An 18037-nucleotide genomic window follows, 5' to 3' on the forward strand; every position below is an offset into this window, starting at 1 on the left:
GGTGTGCCTGCCGCCCTGAAGGAAAGTAGAGGCAACGCATGGAGTTCGAGAAGCTGTTGCGGTTGATGGTCGAGAAGGGTGCGTCCGACCTGTTCATTACCGCCGGTGTACCACCGAGCATGAAGGTGAATGGCAAGATCCTGCCGGTTACCAAAACCCCGCTGTCGCCGGAGCAAACCCGCGAAACCGTGCTGGGCGTTATGACCGAAGCGCAGCGTCGCGAGTTCGCCGAGAAGCGCGAATGCAACTTCGCCATCAGTGCGCGCGGCATTGGCCGGTTCCGGGTCAGCTCGTTCTATCAGCGTAATCTGGTGGGCATGGTGTTGCGCCGTATCGAGGTCAACATCCCGACCATGGAAGAGCTGCGGCTGCCGGACGTGCTGAAACAGCTGGCCATGACCAAGCGCGGGTTGGTGATGTTCGTGGGTGCCACCGGTACCGGCAAGTCGACCTCGCTGGCCTCAATGATCGGCTACCGCAACAAGCACTCCAGCGGGCACATCATCTCCATCGAAGATCCGATCGAATTCATTCACCAGCATCAGAACTGCATTGTTACCCAGCGCGAGGTCGGTATTGATACCGACTCGTTCGAGGTGGCGCTGAAGAACACCTTGCGTCAGGCGCCGGACGTGATTCTGATCGGTGAGGTGCGGACCAAGGAAACCATGGACCACGCGGTGGCCTTTGCCGAAACCGGGCACCTGTGTCTGGCTACCCTGCACGCCAACAACGCCAACCAGGCGCTGGACCGCATCATTCACTTCTTCCCGACCGAGATGCATCAGCAGGTCTGGATGGACCTGTCACTGAATCTCAAGGCGATTGTTGCCCAGCAGCTGATTCCCACGCCCGATGGCAAGGGGCGCCGGGCAGCCATTGAAGTGCTGCTTAATACGCCGCTGGTCGCCGACTTGATTCGCAAGGGTGAGGTGCACGAGCTCAAGCCGTTAATGGCGCGTTCCAATGAGTTGGGCATGCAGACCTTCGATCAGGCGCTCTACAAACTCTACAGTGCCGGCGAAATCACCTACGAAGATGCCCTTTTGCACGCCGATTCGGCCAACGACCTGCGCCTGATGATCAAACTGGGCTCTGAAACCGACGGTCAACATTTGATGCACGACCAGCAGAGCCACGGCCTGTCGCTGGAAGAAGAGGAAGAAGTCGCCTCGCGCACGCGGCGGTTCTGAGTTGCTGACGGTCGGCTGACTAGCCGGCCGTCGCGGTATGCAGCTGGTTGCGCCCGCCGCGCTTGGCCTCCAGCAAGGCGTGATCGGCCTGGCTGATGGTGTCGGAATAGCTGTTATTCGGGCTGTGCTGCGCGATACCGATACTGACTGTCATGCCAACCGACTCGTCCTGCACCCGGATGGTCAGGCGCTCGACAGCGGACCTTACCCGCTCCATCACCAGGGTCGCCTCGGCGGTACCGGTTTCCGGCAGCAGAATCAGGAACTCTTCTCCCCCCCAGCGACCGCACAGGTCGCTGTCCCGAATTTCGGCATCCAGCACCCGCGCCAGCTCAATCAGAGCGCCGTCGCCAACTTCGTGGCCATAACGATCATTGATGTTCTTGAAGTGGTCGACATCCAGCATGGCAATGCTGAACGGGCGCTGATAGCGGATGAAGCGCTCGGCTTCCTTCTTCAGGCGGTCTACCAGCAGGCGGCGATTACCCAGGCCGGTCAGTGCGTCGTGGGTGGAGGCTTCGCGCAGCGCCTCGTTCAGGTCGCGCATCATGTTCTGATAGCGGTCCGAGATGCGGGCCACCTTCTCCAGCTGACGCAATTGCTTGTTAAGGCGCTCGGTCAGCGACTGCTCGCGCTGCCGGGCCATGCTCTGGAATCCGTCGGAGATGTGACTGATGCGGTCGATTCGACGGGCCAGATCCTGATGGGCCGACCACAGCTCGTTCAGCGGCGCATACAGAGGACTCTGCTGGAGCTCGGTTTGCTCCAGTAGCCGTGGAATCTGCGCTTCGAGGTCCTCTTTGTTTCCTTTCATGGCGTGCTCAGGGGTGACTGATGATGTTGAAGTTGAAGGTACAGTCTTCCTTGAATTCTTCTGCCAGCTCGGCGACGCGCTCGTTCTGAGGGTCGTAGTACCAGTTGACCGCAACTTGCTTGCCGTCCTGATGGGCGGCTTCCAGCAGGTCGAAAACGTCCATCATGGCCTTCACGCTGCTGGTGTTCAGGTACAGCAGACGCAGCTCAAGGCTCAGTGGAGCGCCTGCCTGATCGAGATAGGACTCGATCCAGTCGAACACCTGCTGAAACAGGTCAAAGGAATTTTCCGGATAGGAGTCGCCGGCCATATGCAGTTGGCCGGCGTTCCAGTCGCTGCGTACTTCCGGTGTAGATTGCGAGCTGGGGATGCTGAAATCGTTCATAGGTGCTTGGCTCTTGGTTCGGTCAGATCACGGCGCGCAGGCTGAAAAAGCTGCGACCGTTGGCGACGGGCTGCAGCGAGGCCTGCAGCGGGGCACTGGATTTGCGGGCAATGTCAATCAGGCCCAGGCCCGCGCCGGAGGGGCGCTCGGCGTCGCGTGGGCGACGCAGCTGCTCCTTGTAGGCTGCCTTCAGGCCGGCCTTGTCCAGCTCTGCCAGCCGGGCAATCGAACTGACCAGATTTTCCCCGTCGGCGCTTTCGATCAGGTTGCCTGCCGACACGATATACCGTCCGCCCTCATCCCGTGATACGACCACGGTGGCGCCAGCCTCCTGCTCGTTCCAGCCCTTGGCCCGGGTGTAATGGCTGATATTCTGGGTCATTTCGATGTAGACGGCAAAAACATCCATGGCAGCGGAAGTCGGTGCGCTATCGGCGGCCAGATAGTTACGCAATGCGTTGCCGATCTCTTCGATCAGGCTGCGCGAGATGGGGCCGTTGAAGCACAGCAGGATCTGCTGGCTGTTGAATTGTTCGCGCATCGCGAACAGGTCGATATGGTCCATTACAACTCCTGTGCGGTCGGGCGTTTGCTCAGTCAAATCGGAAGCACAGCATGGTGATGTCATCGCGCTGCGGATAGTCGCCCTGATAGGCGGCCAGTGTATCGCTGAAGGCGGCACTTTGCTCGTTCAGTGGCAGACTGGCATGGCGGCGCAGCATATCGGCGAATCGGCTGTTGCCGAAACCGAACCCGCGCTCGCCGCCGGCCTGGTCAAGGAAGCCATCGGTGCACAGATAAAAGGTGCGCCCGGGCTGCAATGCAATCTGCTGGTTATGGTAGTCGCCCTGTCGCTTGTCGCCGAGCGCACGGCGCGCTCCCGGCAAGTGAGAAACCGTACCACCGTCACAGTGATACAGCGCTATCTTCGCACCGGCGAAGGTGACCTGGCGTTGCTCCAGATCAACATAGGCAAGGCCGACGTCCATATTGGTGGCAACCGACTTGGTCTCCGGCGAGTCGCTGAGCATGTGCCGGACGATCTGATCGGTACGGCGCAGGATCGCTGCCGGGTCGTGCATGCCGCAATCGTTGATGGCCTGGTCCAGCGCTGCGTGCGCCAGCATGGTCATCAGTGCGCCGGGTACGCCGTGACCGGCGCAGTCGACGACACCGAACAGGCAGTGACTTTGCTCATTGCGGAAGATGTAGAAGTCGCCGCCGACCACGTCCCGCGGGCGCCAGAGCACGGCGTGATGTTCACCGAGCGCATTGACCAGTTCGCGGTTGGGCAGGATCGAGCGCTGGATCAGGCTGGCGTAATCGATCGAGTCCTCGATCTTCTTGCGTGCCGCATGCATCTGCTGGTTGACCTGCTCCAGATCACAGGTGCGCTCCTGAACCCGTTGTTCCAGTTCCTGGGTGTGACTGCGGACCTTGGCCGCCATGATGCCGAAAGCGTCGCTCAATTCGCCGATCTCGTCGTCGCGGCCGGCCGGCATGGCAACGTCGTAGTTGCCTGCAGCCATCGCCTGCGCGCCTCGCTTGAGCTGGCGCAGCGGGCCGAGCAGCAGGCGCTCGATAGCGACCGCAAAAATCAGCACCAGCAGGATCAGCAGGGCGGCCAGCCCGATCAGCAGCGGTGTCAGCCAGGCGCTGTCGATGACTTCGGCGGTAGTCAGGTCGATGGCGTTGACTACGTACCAGTTCAGCTCAGGGATATAGGTCAGGGCCAGCAGCTCGGTGGTGCCCTGCAGCTGTACCGGCAGGGTGCGGACTCCGCCCGGGTCGGTGGCGAGCTCGGCAATGGCCGCGGCAACCGCTGCACGGTCACGTTCGCTGACCAGACTGAGCAGATTGGCGCCGCTGCCCTTGTTGGCGTCGGCACCCGAGTTGAGGGCGATCAGGCTGCGATCGCTGTGCGCCTGGATGGCACCGTCGGCGTCGATGATCATCGGGGTGACGCCCGGATCATCGCTGGTGATGAAGTCGCGAATGAAGGTGGACAGATCCAGCCCGGATCCCGCCAGCGCCAGCACGCTGCCGTCGTCATCCTTGACCACCATGTTGAGCCAGACCTTGGTGGTGTCCAGCTCGGGGTTGGTGTCGACGTTGATGTTGTAGTTATCCGTGTTGCGCAGGGTGCTGAAGAACCAGCTGTCGGCGTCGGATTCGGGATTGAGGATATAGCGTGGCTCGGTACTGGGGGGCTGGTCGCCGCCGTTGAAGTAGTAACCGAGGTTATCCAGACGGCCGATAAAGTAGGCATGGTCGCGGAAGTCGGCTCGGTACAGCTCCGCTTCACGGAAGAACAGATCAGCCTTGGCCGGATCATCCGGATCAAGCAGCCACTGACGGGTCACCGCAGAATTGGCGAAGCGCAACGACAGCGCCAGCTCGCGGCTGATCGGCGCGCTGATCTTTTCCCGGCTCAGCAGCGTCGCATTGCGCGCATAGGCCTCGCCGAAGTGTTCATGAATGCCGTTGAGTACCGACCAGCCGATCAGGCCGGCAGGTACCAGTGCCAGCAGGCAGGCCAGCACCAGGGCCAGCAGTGATTTGCCACGCAAGCCGAATGCGGCCATGCCAGGGCTCCTTCCAATCGCTTAGTGTTGTGTCATGCGCGGCGTTCGACCGGCTTTCGGGTCAATGGGTCTGATATACCAGCTTTCCGCCGTACAGTGTGTGGGTGACGGCCACCGGCGCACCTTTGCCGATGAACGGGCAGTTGGCCCCGCGGGACAGCCAGTTGCGGCCGATTTCGCAGGCCTGAGCCGGGTCGAACAGGGTGATGTCGGCAGCGCCACCCAGCGACAGCTGGCCGGCTGACAGTCCGAGCGCAGCGGCCGGTCCGGTGGTGACCCGGGACAGCGCTGCCGGCATTTCCAGCAGGCCGTCGGCCACCAGCGTCATGGTCAGCGGCAGAAGGATCTCGACGCTGCTGATGCCCGGTGCCGAGGCGGCAAAGGGCACCCGCTTGGCTTCGGCTTCGTGCGGCTGATGATGCGATGCGATGGCCTGCACCACGCCGCTCTGCACGGCTTGGCGCAGAGCACGCCGGTCGTCGGCGGAGCGCAGCGGAGGCATGACGTGCAGCTGGCTGGAGAAGCCGGTCAGGTCCTCGTCGCAGAGCAGCAGTTGGTAAGCGGCAACATCGGCGGTCACCGGCAGGCCGCGGGCCTGGGCGTCGGCCAGCATATCCATCGCCCGGGCGCTGGTCAGGCCGCTGAAGTGGGCGCGTACACCAGTCTGTTCGATCAGCAGCAGGTCACGGGCCAGGGCAACGGTTTCAGCGCTTTCCGGAATGCCCACCAAACCCAGCCGTGAGGCCGTCGGACCCTCATGGGCCATGCCGCCTTCGGCCAGGTCGGCATCCTGCGGGGTGAAAATGATGGTCAGGCCGAAGGTCGCCGCATATTCGAGCGCGCGGCGCAGAATACGGTTGCTCCCCATCGGGCGCAGCCCTTGGGTAAAGGCGACACAGCCGGCGTCGCGCAGGGCGACCAGTTCACTCAGTTGCTCGCCCTCCAGTCCCTTGGTCAGGGCGCCGATGGGCAGGACGCGGGCGTTGCCGGCAGCCTGGCTGCGATCCAGAATCAGCTCGGCCACGGCCGGGGTGTCCAGTACCGGGCGGCTGTCCGGCGGGCAGCACAGGGTGGTCACGCCACCGGCCGCGGCGGCACGGGTCTCGCTGGCGATACTGCCCTTGCGACTGTAGCCGGGCTCGCGCAGGGAAACGTTGAGGTCCACCAGGCCCGGGCAGGCAATCAGGCCGCGGGCATCAATGCGCTGGTTGGGGCTGAAGCCCTCGGGGGCGGCGCCGAGGGCCAGAATGTGGCCGGCGGCGATATGCAGATCGGTAATTTCATCAAACTGGCTGGCGGGGTCAATCACCCGGGCGCCTTCAATCGTCAGTCGCATGGTTCAGTTCGCTTCCTGGTTGAGCTGGCGCTGGGTGGTCTGTCCGGTCATGGCCATCGACATGACGGCCATGCGCACGGCGATGCCGTAGGTCACCTGCTTGAGAATCACCGATTGCGGGCCGTCGGCGACTTCCGATTCGATTTCGACGCCGCGGTTGATCGGGCCCGGGTGCATGACCAGCGCATCGGGCTTGGCCAGCGCGAGAGTCTCGCGGGTCAGGCCGTAGAGTTTGTAGAACTCGCTCTCGCTGGGCAGCAGGCCGCTCTGCATGCGCTCCTTCTGCAGGCGCAGCATGATCACCACGTCGACGTCGCGCAGCCCGACGCGCAGATCGTTGAAGACCCGTACGCCGTACTGGTCGATGCCTTCGGGCAGCAGGGTACGTGGGGCGATCACGCGGATATCCGGGCAGCCAAGGGTTTTCAGGGCGAGCATATTGGAGCGCGCGACCCGCGAATGCAGGATGTCGCCGACGATGGCGACCGAAAGGTTCTCGAAGTCGCCGCGGTGCCGACGGATGGTCAGCATGTCGAGCATCGCCTGGGTCGGGTGCGCGTGGTTGCCGTCGCCGGCGTTGATCACGGCGACGTCCGGGCAGACCCGCTCAGCGATAAAGTGCGCCGCGCCGGAATCGCCGTGACGCACCACGAACATGTCGGCCGCCATCGCCTCCAGATTCTGCAGGGTGTCGTAGAGGGTTTCGCCCTTGCTGGTCGACGAGGTCGAGATATTCAGGTTGAGTACGTCGGCCGACAGCCGCTTGGCCGCCAGCTCGAAGGTGGTGCGGGTCCGGGTCGAGTTCTCGAAGAACACGTTGCAGACCGTCTTGCCGCGCAGCAGCGGGACCTTTTTGACCGCACGTTCACCGACTTCGAGGAAGGAGTCGGCGGTATCGAGCAGTTCGGTCAGGAGCTCGCGCGACAGCCCTTCAATGGTCAGGAAGTGGCGCAGCTGGCCCTGTTGGTTGAGTTGCAGATGATGCGGCGTCAGGCTCATGGCGATCTCAATTGGTGGCGGCGTCAGTCAGGGTCAGGTGCAGCGGGGCGGGTCCGGTCAATTTTACCCGCTGGCCTTCTGTCAGGGCCAGACTGGCGCCAAGGATGTCGGCGCGGATCGGCAGCTGGCGGGCATCGACGTCGATCAGGGTGACCAGGGTTACCGAGGCCGGGCGGCCGTAATCGAACAGCTCGTTGAGCGCGGCGCGGATGGTGCGTCCGGTCATCAGCACGTCGTCGACCAGAATGATGTGACGGTCGTCGACACCGAACGGCAGTTCCGACGGGCGTACCCGTTGCGGCAGGCCGTGCTGCTCGAAGTCATCGCGGTAGAAGGCGATATCCAGCGTGCCCATCGGCGCCTCGGGTGCGACGGCAGCATGCAGGGCATCGGCAACCCAGACGCCGCCGGTATGAATGCCGACAAAGGCCGGGTCGCTGATCTGCCGCGCGTCGAGATGGGCGCGCAACTGGTCGGCCATGCTGCTCAGCAGGCTGTCGACCGCGGGAAGTGTACTCATGGTGTCTCCTTGCTCTGGCCGCTCAGCCAGGTCTGCAGCAGCAGGGCGGCGGCGAGGCTGTCGACCGGGTCATCCCGGTAGCTGCTCGGTGTGCGTCCCTGCGACTTGAGGTGTTGTTTGGCTTCAAAGGTACTAAGGCGCTCGTCGACGGTCTCGACCGGCAGTTGAAAACGGCCGTTCAGGCGGCGGGCGAAGCGGGCGGCACGTTCGCTCATATCGCTGGCGCTGCCGTCCATGTTCAGCGGCAGGCCGACGACCAGGACGTTCGGCTCCCACTCGCGAATCAGTCGGGCGATCTGCTCCCAGTCCGGCACGCCGTCACGGGCGCGCAGGTTGGTCAGTGGCTCGGCGCTGCCGGTCAGGGTCTGGCCGACGGCAACGCCGATCTGCCGGGTGCCGTAGTCGAATGCCATGGCGCGGCGATGGGCGGTCGGCATCAGGCGTGGCCCGCCTGGCTGGTCAGCAGGCTCCAGTCCACCCCGAGCGAGCGTGCGGCGGCGGTCAGGCGCTGCTCCCAGGGCAAATTGAACAGGATGCCGTGATCGGCCGGGCAGCTCAGCCAGACGTTTTCGGCCAGCTCCTGCTCCAGCTGGCCGGCACCCCAGCCGGCGTAGCCAAGGGTAATCAGCACTCGATCTGGGCCATCGCCCCGCGCCATGGCGCTGAGAATGTCGCGCGATGTGGTCAGCTTCAGCGGGCCGAGATCCACGCTGGACTCCCAGTTGTGCTCACCGTCGTGCAGCACGAAACCGCGCTCGGTTTCCACCGGGCCGCCATTGAGTACGGTGACGTCGATCCCCGCGGTGACATCTGGCGCCAGCTGGTCGAGCAGATCACTGAGGTTGAGTTCGCTTGGCTGGTTGATGACCAGGCCCATGGCGCCTTCCGGGCTGTGCTCGCAGAGGTAGATGAGGCTGTGATCGAAACGCGGATCAGCCATATGCGGCATGGCAATCAGGAAATGATGGGTGAGGTTGCTCGGTGTCGTCTGCATAATGCCCATAGTATTGGGTCGAAGGCCGGGCAGGGCAAGGGCCGAATTACCGGTCTGGCCGCTGGTTTTCCGGTCAGAAGCTGGATACCCGGTCGCCCGGCTCGAAGCGCCAGGTGCGAATGATCTCCAGCACGTCTATATCCATCAGGTCGCCGGTAAAGGGCATGAAGGGTGCGGCCAGGCGCACGATGCGCATGGCGGCCTGATCCAGCACCTGCTCGCCGGATGATTCGAGGATCTGCACGTCGCGCAGGGTACCGTCGCGGTTGATCTGTACCAGCAGGCGCAGGCTGCCGTAGATGCGGTTGGCACGGGCTTGCGCCGGATAGTTGAGGTTGCCGACCTGCTCTACCTTGCGCCGCCAGGCATCCTTGTAGAACGCCCCCTTGTCCTGCATGGTCGATGCGGCATTAAGGCGCAGGATGCGCGGCCGCCTGGCGTAGGCCTGTCGCTCCTCGGCGAGCTGGGCTTCCAGGCTGGCGATTTCGCGTGACAGATCATTCATGTCGAAGCGCAGTTGCGCTGCGGGTGCCGGCAGCGGTTTCGGGCTGGGCGGTGCGGTGGTTACCCGCTGCTGACTCGGCGCGGTAGTCGTCACCGTCTTCTGCTGTACCGGCGCGGGCGGCGGCGCGCTGACCTGGGGTGGCGGGCTTATCCGGTTGATTTCGCTGTCCTGGAAAGGGGCTTCCTCGGTGGTGCTGGGGGCAGCTTTTTCTTCCAGTGTACCGCTGCCCTGCTGGTTCATCTGGGCGAGGTAGTCGGCGTCCTCGGGGGGCGCTTCGCTTTGCTGGGTGGCCAGGGTGATTTCGAGGCTTTTCGACAGCTCGCTGGGGGTCGGGATATCGAAAGTAATGCCAAGGATGACCAAAGCGTGCAGGACCGCAGCCAGAAACAGGGTGAAGCCGAGACGGTCACGGGGGGTGACGGTCGGCGGGCTGTTGCTGGCAAGGGGCGGTGCTGCGTTGTTCATGCGATCCATGTGCTGGGTGCTGTCACTGTCCGGTGAAGTCTGCCCGCGGTGGCCGCAAAAGTCCATGTGCTGCGTCACGCCGCCGAATCTTGCTGTTCGGCGGCGTGAGGGCGGTCAGCGGGCCTGCAGCAGTTCCTCGATGGCATCCATCAGACGGCCGCCGATATCGGTATCGTAGGCGGCGTCGATCTCTCGGATGCAGGTCGGGCTGGTCACGTTGATCTCGGTGAGATAATCGCCGATGACATCCAGGCCGACAAACAACAGCCCGCGTTCGCGCAGCGCAGGGCCGACCTGCTCGGCGATCCAGCGGTCGCGCTCGGTCAGCGGACGCGCCTCGCCACGGCCGCCGGCGGCCAGGTTGCCACGGGTTTCGCCCTGCTGGGGGATGCGTGCGAGGCAGTAGGGTACCGGCTCGCCCTTGATCATCAGGATACGCTTGTCGCCATCCTTGATCTCCGGCAGGTAGCGCTGGGCCATGATCTGCTGGGTGCCATGCACGGTCAGGGTCTCAATGATGACGCTAAGGTTGGGGTCGCCCTCCCTTATGCGGAAAATCATGGAGCCGCCCATTCCGTCGAGCGGTTTGAGAATAACGTCACGGTGCCGGGTGGCGAATTCGCGGAGAATGTCCGCGCGTCGGGTCACGATGTGATCCGGCGCACACTGCGGGAACTGGGTGGCAAACAGTTTCTCGTTGCAGTCGCGCAGACTGGCTGGACGATTGACGACCAGTACGCCGTCGCGCTCCGCCGCTTCCAGGATATGTGTGGCGTAAAGGAATTCGTTGTCGAATGGCGGATCCTTGCGCATCAGGATCACGTCAAGGGAGTCCAGCGGGGCCTGTTGCTGTTCGCCCAGGTCGTACCAGTGATCCGGGTTGGCGTGTACCTGGAGCGGACGAAGGCAGCCCATGGCCTTGCCGTTGGCGAGGTAGAGGTCCTGAGGCTCCATGTAGAGGAGTTCCCAGTCGCGGGCGGCGGCGGCCAGCAGCATGGCCAGAGAACTGTCCTTTTTGTATTGGATCGCGCTGATGGGATCCATGACGATACCGAGGCGAATGCGCATAGAATGTGTGCTGTCCTGGCTGTTTCGGAAGGGAATCGAGTGTAGCGCCAGACGGTCTGCGCAGCCAGTGCGGACAGGAGTGCAATGTTGTCTCGGTGGCGCTTCTGCTTTATAGATTGACCGCCGAATCTATGCTAAAAGTACGCGGAAAGGGATTTGGCTGGTCGAGGGGTGCCGCGCAGCAGCCTTCTGAATCGACCCTCCATCAATAACAAAGGCTGGTCTTATGGAAGAAAATTTCGAAAGCCTCAAAGTCATGGTGATTGATGACAGCAAGACGATCAGACGCACGGCCGAGACCCTGCTGAAGAAGGTCGGCTGTAATGTAATCACCGCGGTTGACGGCTTTGACGCGCTGGCCAAGATTGCCGACAACCACCCGGACATCATCTTTGTCGACATCATGATGCCGCGCCTTGACGGCTATCAGACCTGTGCCCTGATCAAGAACAACAGTGCCTTCCGGGCGACACCGGTGATCATGCTGTCAAGCAAGGACGGTCTGTTTGACAAGGCCAAGGGCCGGATCGTCGGTTCCGATCAATACCTGACCAAACCGTTCAGCAAGGAAGAGCTGCTGGGAGCCATCCGCGCTCATGTCCCGCAGGGCGGTCATGTTGCGGGCGCCGCTGGCGCTTGAGCACTAACTCATTCGAAGAATAACCCGGGGGAGTCTGATGGCTCGCATTTTGGTAGTAGATGATTCGCCGACCGAGCTGTACAAGCTGACCGGCATGCTGGAAAAACACGGTTACGAGGTCCTCAAGGCCGAAAATGGTGCCGATGGGGTGGCGCTGGCCCGGCAGGAAAAGCCCGACGCGGTACTGATGGATATCGTCATGCCGGGGCTCAACGGTTTTCAGGCGACGCGCCAACTGACCAAAGATCCCGAAACCAATCATATTCCGGTCATCATCGTGACTACCAAGGATCAGGAAACCGACAAGGTTTGGGGTACCCGGCAGGGCGCCAAGGACTATCTGACCAAGCCGGTAGATGAGTCCACTCTGATCAAGACGCTGAAAACCGTGCTCGGCAGCTAGTTACCGGCGCCATCTGTGCCGGATAAGAATGAGAACAGGGACGGCATGTCAGACACTCAACATCCTTTTGAACTGCTGCAGCAACTCGCTGACCAGTGCCGCCTGCAGGCGGCCGGCCTTCCATCGCAGGATGAGGTCAGCGAAACCTGGAGTGGTGTCGGCTTTCGCCTTGCCGGTCACGTCATGCTGGCCGCAATGGGCGAAATCACCGAAATTCTCCACGAACCTCGCTACACCGCGCTGCCCAGGGTCAAGGCCTGGGTTCGCGGCGTGGCGAACGTGCGTGGACGTCTGTTACCGATCATCGATCTGAGCCGTTTCTTTGGTGTGGCTGCCAGTGGCGGGCGCAAGCAGCGCCGGGTGCTGGTGCTGGATCGTGACGATCTGTTTGTCGGTCTGCTGGTGGATGAAGTGCTGGGGATGCAGCACCTGCCTGTCAGTACCTTCAGTACCGAGCTGCCGGAGCTGGAGCCGCGTGTGCGGCCCTATGTTGTTGGGGGATACCAGGGCGAGCGTGAAGCGCTGGTGTTCAATTTTCGCGCACTGGCACGTGATCAGGATTTTCTCGATGTAGCCATCTGATCGGAATTGGCGCTACCGGTGCTGAGCGCCGGTAGCGCCGGAGCATGTTAGCCAGAAAAAAGCCGTAGGCCAGGTAGGGGCCAGTAAAATGAAGATACTTGATACACAGACGCTGTCTTCCTTGCGAAGCAACCGGACGGTACTTGGCCTGGGTGCCATTCTGCTGCTGTCGCTGGTGTTGCTGATCGCCAACTTCCTGTACCTGAATACGCAGAGCTCCCGTGATACCGAATACATTGGTCACGCCGGCGAGCTGCGGGTTCTGTCCCAGCAGATCTCCAAGTCGGCAACCGAAGCTGCCACCGGTACGCCGGAAGCCTTCGGTCTGTTGCTCAGCGCGCGTAACGACTTCCAGCAACGCTGGGACTATCTGGTCAAGGGTGACGCCGCCTCCGGTTTGCCGCCGATGCCGGCCAGCATGGCCGAGCAGCAGGCCCAGTTGCAGGCTGACTGGGACAAGGTGCGTCGCAATGCCGACGCGATTCTCGCCAGTCAGGGCACGGTTCTGTCGCTGCACGAGGTTGCGGCAACCCTGTCCGATACCGTGCCGCAGCTGCAGGTCGAGTATGAAGATGTGGTAGACGTGCTCATCGCCAGCAACGCGCCGGCCGATCAGGTCGCTATTGCCCAGCGCCAGTCACTGCTGGCCGAGCGGATTCTTGGTTCGGTGAACCGGGTACTGGAAGGTGACGAAGACGCGGTGATGGCGGCCGACAGCTTCGGGCGTGACGCCAGCCTGTTCGGGCGCGTACTGCAGGGCATGATCGAGGGTAACGCCAGTATCGGTATCACCAAGGTGGCTGATGCGGACGCGGCCAGCCGACTGCTGGAAATTCAGTCGCTGTTCCGTTACGTATCCGACTCGGTTGACCAGATCCTGCTGACATCGCCGGAGCTGTACCAGGTCCGTACGGCTGCCAACGACATCTTTACCGACTCGCAATCGCTGCTGGAGAATGCATCCAGTCTGGCTCAGGCTTTTGAGTCCAATGCCGATGGCCGCGTTGCCAACACCATTCTCGGTTATGTGCTGGCCGCCATCGCGCTGACCTGTTTGCTGCTGATCGGTATCCAGCTGACCCGCGACACCCGTTTGCGTCTGGACGAGACGCTGGAAAAAACCCAGCGTGACCAGGCCGCGATTCTGCGACTGCTCGACGAGATCGGCGATCTCGCCGACGGTGACCTGACGGCCCAGGCGACGGTAACCGAAGACTTTACCGGCGCGATTGCCGACTCCATCAACGAGTCCATCGACCAGCTGCGTGCGCTGGTAGGCACGATCAACCATACCGCCCAGCAGGTAGAGCGCGCCGCGCAGGAAACCCAGGGCACAGCGATGCATCTGGCCGAAGCATCCGAGCACCAGGCACAGGAAATTGCCGGCGCCTCGGCGGCGGTAAACGAAATGGCGGTCTCCATTGACCAGGTATCGGCCAACGCCTCCGAGTCGGCCGCGGTAGCGGAGCGCTCGGTAGCCATCGCCAACAAGGGTAACGAGGTGGTGCAGAACACCATCGTCGGCATGGATACCATTCGCGAGCAGATTCAGGATACCTCCAAGCGGATCAAGCGTCTGGGTGAGTCGTCCCAGGAGATTGGTGACATCGTCAGCCTGATTAACGATATTGCCGACCAGACCAACATTCTGGCTCTTAACGCAGCGATCCAGGCCTCCATGGCCGGTGACGCCGGTCGAGGCTTCGCGGTGGTTGCGGACGAAGTTCAGCGCCTCGCAGAACGCTCCTCCGGTGCGACCAAGCAGATCGAAGCGCTGGTTAAGACCATTCAGACCGATACCAACGAAGCGGTTATCTCGATGGAGCAGACCACCTCCGAGGTGGTGCGTGGTGCTCGCCTGGCTCAGGACGCGGGTGTGGCCCTGGAAGAGATCGAAAAGGTATCGACCAGTCTGGCGGCGTTGATTCAGAACATCTCCAACGCTGCACGTCAGCAGGCCTCGTCCGCTGGTCACATTTCCAACACCATGAACGTGATTCAGGAAATCACCTCGCAGACCTCTGCCGGTACGACCGCGACCGCACGCAGCATTGGCGAGTTGGCGAAACTGGCCGAGGCAATGCGCCAGTCGGTCGATGGTTTCACCTTGCCGCAACAGGGCGACTAAGCTGATACGGGTGGCACACGGTGCCACCCGAGGACGCTGGGTACGAGGGGCTAACGTGCAGACAACGCAAAACTGGTCGTTGCAACCGCTGCCGGAAATGGATGGGCAGCAGTTTCGTCAGTGGCAAACGCTGCTGGAGGCGCGCACGGGCGTGTGCGTCAGCGACCAGCGCAAGACCTTTCTGCAGACCAGCCTGGGCGCGCGCATGCGCGAGCTCAACCTGGCCGACTATCAGACCTACTTCGAGTACGTCACCAACGGCGCTGCTGGCGCCGTCGAGTGGTCGGCACTGATCGAGCGTCTGACCGTGCGCGAAACCAGCTTCATGCGCCATCGCCCGTCCTTCGAAGCGGTGGGGCGCCACCTCGACCTGCTGCTCAAGGGGCGCGACAAAGACCGCCCGCTGCAGCTCTGGAGTGTGGGCTGCGCCAGCGGTGAAGAGGCCTACTCGATGGCCATCATGGTCGAGCAGAGCCTGCGCCGGGCAGGTGGTCATCCGGGCGGCTACGGGATCTGGGCAACCGATATCAGCCACAAGGCGCTGGAGCAGGGGCGTACTGCCGTGTATCCGGGCGGCCGGCTGGGCGGACTCAACGAACGTGAGCGTCGGGAGTGGCTGCAGCCGCTGGCCAACGACCGTTATGAAGTGGCCTATGCCCTGCGCGATCGTGTCTGTTTTGCCCGCGTCAATATTCTTGAACTGGCCCAGGCTCCGATTCAGGACCTGGATATCATTTTCTGCCAGAACCTGCTCATCTACTTCCGTCGCTGGCGTCGTCGCGACCTGCTGAACCTGCTCGCCAGACGGCTGGCTCCAGGTGGCATGCTGGTTATCGGACTGGGTGAAATCGTGGACTGGAACAACCCGCTGCTCGAGCGTTTGCCTGATGATCAGGTGCAGGCCTATGTGCGGCGGGAAAGCAACGGACGTCTGGAGTGAATATGGGTGATCGGCATGATTATGTCGCGCTTGACTGGGTCAAGGGCGAGATATCCGAAACGCTGAATCAGGCGCGTCAGGCGCTTGAAGCCTTTGTCGAAAATCCCGAGGACTCGACCCGGTTGCGCTTTTGCCTGACCTATATCCACCAGGTTCATGGCACGCTGCAGATGGTCGAGTTCTATGGCGCAGCCCTGCTCGCAGAGGAAATGGAACAGCTTGCCCAGGCGCTGATGAATGGCTCGGCCAGTCGCGAGGGCGAGGCACTGGAAGTCTTGATGCAGGCCATCCTGCAGATGCCGGCGTACCTGGATCGGGTGCAGAGCGCTCGGCGTGACCTGCCGATGGTACTGCTGCCACTGCTCAACGACATGCGCACCGCCCGTGGCGACAAGCTGCTGTCCGAGAATGCGGTTTTCAGTCCGGCGCTGGACGGTGCAGATTCCGCGTCTCGCGGTGCTGCTGTCGCCGATTTGAGTGATGAAGCCAGTGTGCGCCAGCTGCGCAAGCTGCGACAGGCGCTGCAGATGGCGCAGGCCAATGTGATCCGTGGCCAGGATGTGCCCCAGAATAGCCGGCATTTGCGCAATGTGTTTGTGCGTCTTGAGGCGCTGTGTGCGGATGCTCCCTATGCCCAGCTCTGGTCGATTTTTGCCGGGGTTGCCGAAGGTCTGGAAATCGGCAGCATCGACAACAGCGCGGCGGTGCGCCAATTGCTGCGCCAGGCTGATCAGGAGCTGCGTCAGTTGATGGCGCGGGGTGCGACGGCGCTGCAAAGCGCTCCACCCCGTGAGTTGCTGCGCAACCTGCTGTTTTATGTTGCCAAGAGTGCCGACGGCAGCCCCCGGCTGGACGCCCTCAAGGAGCGTTATCAGCTCAAGGGCAGCTGGAACGAAGAGCAGCGCGGTGCCGGTGATCGGCTGGTCGGTCCGGATCGCGAGGCCATGCAGTCGGTCGCACTGGCGCTGGGCGAAGAGCTTATGCAGGTCAAGGATCAGCTCGATCTGTTCGTACGCAGTGATCGTCGTGACCTGACCGCTCTGGAAGGCATGCTGCCGGTGATGAAGCGCATTGCCGACACTCTGGCGATGCTGGGGCTTGGCCAGCCGCGGCGGGTGCTGACCGAGCAGATCGAACAGGTCATGCGGCTGGCGTCGGGCCAGTCGGCGATCACCGATGCAGCCCTGATGGATGTCGCCGGTGGCATGCTCTACGTGGAAGCCAGTCTGCAGGGCATTCTGGGCGTTGACCGCGGCGATCAGGACGGTGCTGCCGACAGCGATATGCAGGGGCTTGCTGCAGCGCAGGATATCGCGCTGGTCCATCAACTGGTGGTGCAGGAAGCTCGCAACGCGCTGGAAGAAACCCGCGAATCGATCAATGCCTTTATTGCCAATCAGTGGGATCACAGCCAGCTGGCCCCTGTCGATGCGCTGCTTACCAGCGTGCGTGGCGGTCTGGCCATGGTGCCGCTGGCCCGCGCAGCCGCGGCGATAGCGGCCTGCCGTCGCTATATCACCGAACAGCTGATTGGCCGTTCTCTGGTACCGGACTGGCCCGCGCTGGACGCGTTGGCTGACGTCATCACCAGCATCGACTACTACCTCGAACGTCTGGCCGAGGACGATAGCGGTCGCGGTGACAGCATTTTGGATGTGGCAGAGGAGCGTCTTGGCCTGTTGGGCTATCACCCGCAGAACCTGCCCGAAGAGGAGGTCGCCGAGCAATCGGCGCCGGTCGAGGACGCGGAAGAGGCCGAATCCGAGTTGTCGATATCGGATGAACCGCTTGCCGAGGCAGTCGAGCAGATGCAGCCTGTAGAGCCAGAGCCAGAGCCAGAGCCAGAGCCAGAGCCAGAGCCAGAGCCAGAGCCAGAGCCAGAACTGCAACCGGTGGCGCCGCCCAGCCCGCCGCCGGCGGCGGTGGAAGAAGACGAGCTTGATGAAGAACTGGTAGAGATCTTCGTCGAAGAGGCCGGGGAAGTACTGGAAACCCTGGCCGAATATACGCCCCAATGGCAGGCCGATCTTGAGGATGACAAGGCGCTGGCCGAGGTGCGGCGTGCCTTCCACACGCTCAAGGGCAGTGGCCGCATGGTACGTGCAGGGGTTCTGGCCGAGCTGGCCTGGGCCGTAGAGAACATGCTCAATCGCGTGCTGGATCGCAGCATCGAAGCCGATGGTGCCCTTTTCCAGGTGGTGAATGCCGTTCGCGGACTGATGCCGCGACTGGTAGAGGACTTTGCTGCAGGTCGGCAGCAGGCGTTGCCGGAGGTCGTGCAGCTGACGGCTCAGGCCGAGGCGCTGGCCCGGGGTGAGGCGTTGCCGGACGCGGGCCCGCCGGCTGCCGATGTCGGCATAGCCAGTGAAGATGCGGCTGAAACGCTTGACCCGATGGTCTCCGCAGACACACTGAATGCCGAAGCCGAAGCCGAAGCCGAAGCCGAAGCCGAAGCCGAAGCCGAAGCCGAAGCCGAAGCC

18 protein-coding genes are annotated in these 18037 nt (G+C 62.6%); 7 read left to right on the forward strand and 11 right to left on the reverse strand.

Annotated features, from left to right (window positions below):
* The first annotated feature begins 38 nt into the window (after positions 1–38).
* The gene (locus B7O88_RS11305) at positions 39–1193 is read left to right on the forward strand and encodes a PilT/PilU family type 4a pilus ATPase (RefSeq protein ID WP_088276052.1); all 1155 of its coding nucleotides are present in this window, start codon (positions 39–41) and stop codon (positions 1191–1193) included.
* 19 nt (positions 1194–1212) lie between these two features.
* On the opposite strand, the gene siaD is transcribed toward B7O88_RS11305, so the two are convergent.
* From siaD to gshB, 11 genes are all read right to left on the reverse strand, one after another.
* On the reverse strand, positions 1213–2007 hold the full coding sequence (gene siaD, locus B7O88_RS11310) for a biofilm regulation diguanylate cyclase SiaD (RefSeq protein WP_088276053.1): 795 nt from the start codon (positions 2005–2007) through the stop codon (positions 1213–1215).
* 7 nt (positions 2008–2014) lie between these two features.
* Positions 2015–2392, reverse strand: a complete 378-nt coding sequence (siaC, locus tag B7O88_RS11315) for a biofilm regulation phosphoprotein SiaC (RefSeq protein WP_088276054.1) — start codon at positions 2390–2392, stop codon at positions 2015–2017.
* A gap of 22 nt (positions 2393–2414) precedes the next feature.
* Positions 2415–2957 (reverse strand): biofilm regulation protein kinase SiaB, encoded by a 543-nt coding sequence (gene siaB, locus B7O88_RS11320; RefSeq protein WP_088276055.1) that lies wholly within the window; start codon positions 2955–2957, stop codon positions 2415–2417.
* A 28-nt stretch (positions 2958–2985) separates the two neighbouring features.
* Complete coding sequence (gene siaA, locus B7O88_RS11325; protein ID WP_088276056.1) at positions 2986–4977, reverse strand: biofilm regulation protein phosphatase SiaA; 1992 nt, start codon at positions 4975–4977, stop codon at positions 2986–2988.
* 61 nt (positions 4978–5038) lie between these two features.
* Positions 5039–6313 (reverse strand): dihydroorotase, encoded by a 1275-nt coding sequence (locus B7O88_RS11330; RefSeq protein ID WP_088276057.1) that lies wholly within the window; start codon positions 6311–6313, stop codon positions 5039–5041.
* A 3-nt stretch (positions 6314–6316) separates the two neighbouring features.
* Positions 6317–7312, reverse strand: coding sequence for an aspartate carbamoyltransferase catalytic subunit (locus tag B7O88_RS11335; RefSeq protein WP_088276058.1), 996 nt, complete (start codon positions 7310–7312; stop codon positions 6317–6319).
* Positions 7313–7319: 7 nt separating this feature from the next.
* On the reverse strand, positions 7320–7832 hold the full coding sequence (gene pyrR, locus B7O88_RS11340) for a bifunctional pyr operon transcriptional regulator/uracil phosphoribosyltransferase PyrR (protein WP_088276059.1): 513 nt from the start codon (positions 7830–7832) through the stop codon (positions 7320–7322).
* Entirely contained in the window at positions 7829–8269 is a 441-nt protein-coding gene (gene ruvX, locus B7O88_RS11345; protein WP_088276060.1) for a Holliday junction resolvase RuvX, read from the reverse strand. The genes pyrR and ruvX overlap by 4 nt, the downstream gene beginning before the upstream one ends.
* The gene (locus B7O88_RS11350) at positions 8269–8829 is read right to left on the reverse strand and encodes a YqgE/AlgH family protein (protein WP_088276150.1); all 561 of its coding nucleotides are present in this window, start codon (positions 8827–8829) and stop codon (positions 8269–8271) included. Before B7O88_RS11350 ends, ruvX begins: the two co-directional genes overlap by 1 nt.
* A 70-nt stretch (positions 8830–8899) precedes the next feature.
* Positions 8900–9796: an energy transducer TonB gene (locus B7O88_RS11355; protein ID WP_088276151.1), complete on the reverse strand. Its 897-nt coding sequence runs from the start codon at positions 9794–9796 to the stop codon at positions 8900–8902.
* Between the two features lie 114 nt (positions 9797–9910).
* The gene (gene gshB / locus B7O88_RS11360) at positions 9911–10864 is read right to left on the reverse strand and encodes a glutathione synthase (RefSeq protein ID WP_088276061.1); all 954 of its coding nucleotides are present in this window, start codon (positions 10862–10864) and stop codon (positions 9911–9913) included.
* Between the two features lie 226 nt (positions 10865–11090).
* Here gshB and B7O88_RS11365 point away from each other — a divergent pair, with 226 nt between their 5' ends.
* From B7O88_RS11365 to B7O88_RS17980, 6 genes are all read left to right on the forward strand, one after another.
* A complete protein-coding gene (locus tag B7O88_RS11365) occupies positions 11091–11504 on the forward strand; it encodes a response regulator (RefSeq protein ID WP_088276063.1) in 414 nt (137 codons plus the stop codon).
* A 37-nt stretch (positions 11505–11541) separates the two neighbouring features.
* Positions 11542–11907 carry a twitching motility response regulator PilH gene (pilH, locus tag B7O88_RS11370; RefSeq protein WP_088276064.1) on the forward strand — a complete coding sequence of 122 codons (366 nt, stop codon included), beginning with the start codon at positions 11542–11544 and terminating at the stop codon, positions 11905–11907.
* A 45-nt stretch (positions 11908–11952) separates the two neighbouring features.
* The gene (locus B7O88_RS11375; protein ID WP_088276065.1) at positions 11953–12489 is read left to right on the forward strand and encodes a chemotaxis protein CheW; all 537 of its coding nucleotides are present in this window, start codon (positions 11953–11955) and stop codon (positions 12487–12489) included.
* A gap of 88 nt (positions 12490–12577) precedes the next feature.
* The gene (locus B7O88_RS11380; RefSeq protein WP_088276066.1) at positions 12578–14617 is read left to right on the forward strand and encodes a methyl-accepting chemotaxis protein; all 2040 of its coding nucleotides are present in this window, start codon (positions 12578–12580) and stop codon (positions 14615–14617) included.
* Between the two features lie 55 nt (positions 14618–14672).
* Positions 14673–15557, forward strand: a complete 885-nt coding sequence (locus B7O88_RS11385; protein WP_412779072.1) for a CheR family methyltransferase — start codon at positions 14673–14675, stop codon at positions 15555–15557.
* 2 nt (positions 15558–15559) lie between these two features.
* A partial coding sequence (locus tag B7O88_RS17980; protein ID WP_172409667.1) for an Hpt domain-containing protein occupies positions 15560–18037 on the forward strand: 2478 nt, incomplete at its 3' end.

Origin of the sequence: Halopseudomonas aestusnigri (assembly GCF_002197985.1) — a bacterium.
Taxonomy (GTDB): domain Bacteria; phylum Pseudomonadota; class Gammaproteobacteria; order Pseudomonadales; family Pseudomonadaceae; genus Halopseudomonas; species Halopseudomonas aestusnigri.

Excerpts from the sequence above, each read along its gene's own strand:
- pyrR (WP_088276059.1), bottom strand. The coding sequence starts at position 7,832 with ATGAGTACACTTCCCGCGGTCGACAGCCTGCTGAGCAGCATGGCCGAC.
- B7O88_RS11335 (WP_088276058.1), bottom strand. The coding sequence starts at position 7,312 with ATGAGCCTGACGCCGCATCATCTGCAACTCAACCAACAGGGCCAGCTG.
- gshB (WP_088276061.1), bottom strand. The coding sequence starts at position 10,864 with ATGCGCATTCGCCTCGGTATCGTCATGGATCCCATCAGCGCGATCCAA.
- siaA (WP_088276056.1), bottom strand. The coding sequence starts at position 4,977 with ATGGCCGCATTCGGCTTGCGTGGCAAATCACTGCTGGCCCTGGTGCTG.
- pilH (WP_088276064.1), top strand. The coding sequence starts at position 11,542 with ATGGCTCGCATTTTGGTAGTAGATGATTCGCCGACCGAGCTGTACAAG.
- B7O88_RS11355 (WP_088276151.1), bottom strand. The coding sequence starts at position 9,796 with ATGAACAACGCAGCACCGCCCCTTGCCAGCAACAGCCCGCCGACCGTC.
- ruvX (WP_088276060.1), bottom strand. The coding sequence starts at position 8,269 with ATGCCGACCGCCCATCGCCGCGCCATGGCATTCGACTACGGCACCCGG.
- B7O88_RS11305 (WP_088276052.1), top strand. The coding sequence starts at position 39 with ATGGAGTTCGAGAAGCTGTTGCGGTTGATGGTCGAGAAGGGTGCGTCC.
- siaD (WP_088276053.1), bottom strand. The coding sequence starts at position 2,007 with ATGAAAGGAAACAAAGAGGACCTCGAAGCGCAGATTCCACGGCTACTG.
- siaC (WP_088276054.1), bottom strand. The coding sequence starts at position 2,392 with ATGAACGATTTCAGCATCCCCAGCTCGCAATCTACACCGGAAGTACGC.
- siaB (WP_088276055.1), bottom strand. The coding sequence starts at position 2,957 with ATGGACCATATCGACCTGTTCGCGATGCGCGAACAATTCAACAGCCAG.
- B7O88_RS11330 (WP_088276057.1), bottom strand. The coding sequence starts at position 6,313 with ATGCGACTGACGATTGAAGGCGCCCGGGTGATTGACCCCGCCAGCCAG.
- B7O88_RS11380 (WP_088276066.1), top strand. The coding sequence starts at position 12,578 with ATGAAGATACTTGATACACAGACGCTGTCTTCCTTGCGAAGCAACCGG.
- B7O88_RS11365 (WP_088276063.1), top strand. The coding sequence starts at position 11,091 with ATGGAAGAAAATTTCGAAAGCCTCAAAGTCATGGTGATTGATGACAGC.
- B7O88_RS11375 (WP_088276065.1), top strand. The coding sequence starts at position 11,953 with ATGTCAGACACTCAACATCCTTTTGAACTGCTGCAGCAACTCGCTGAC.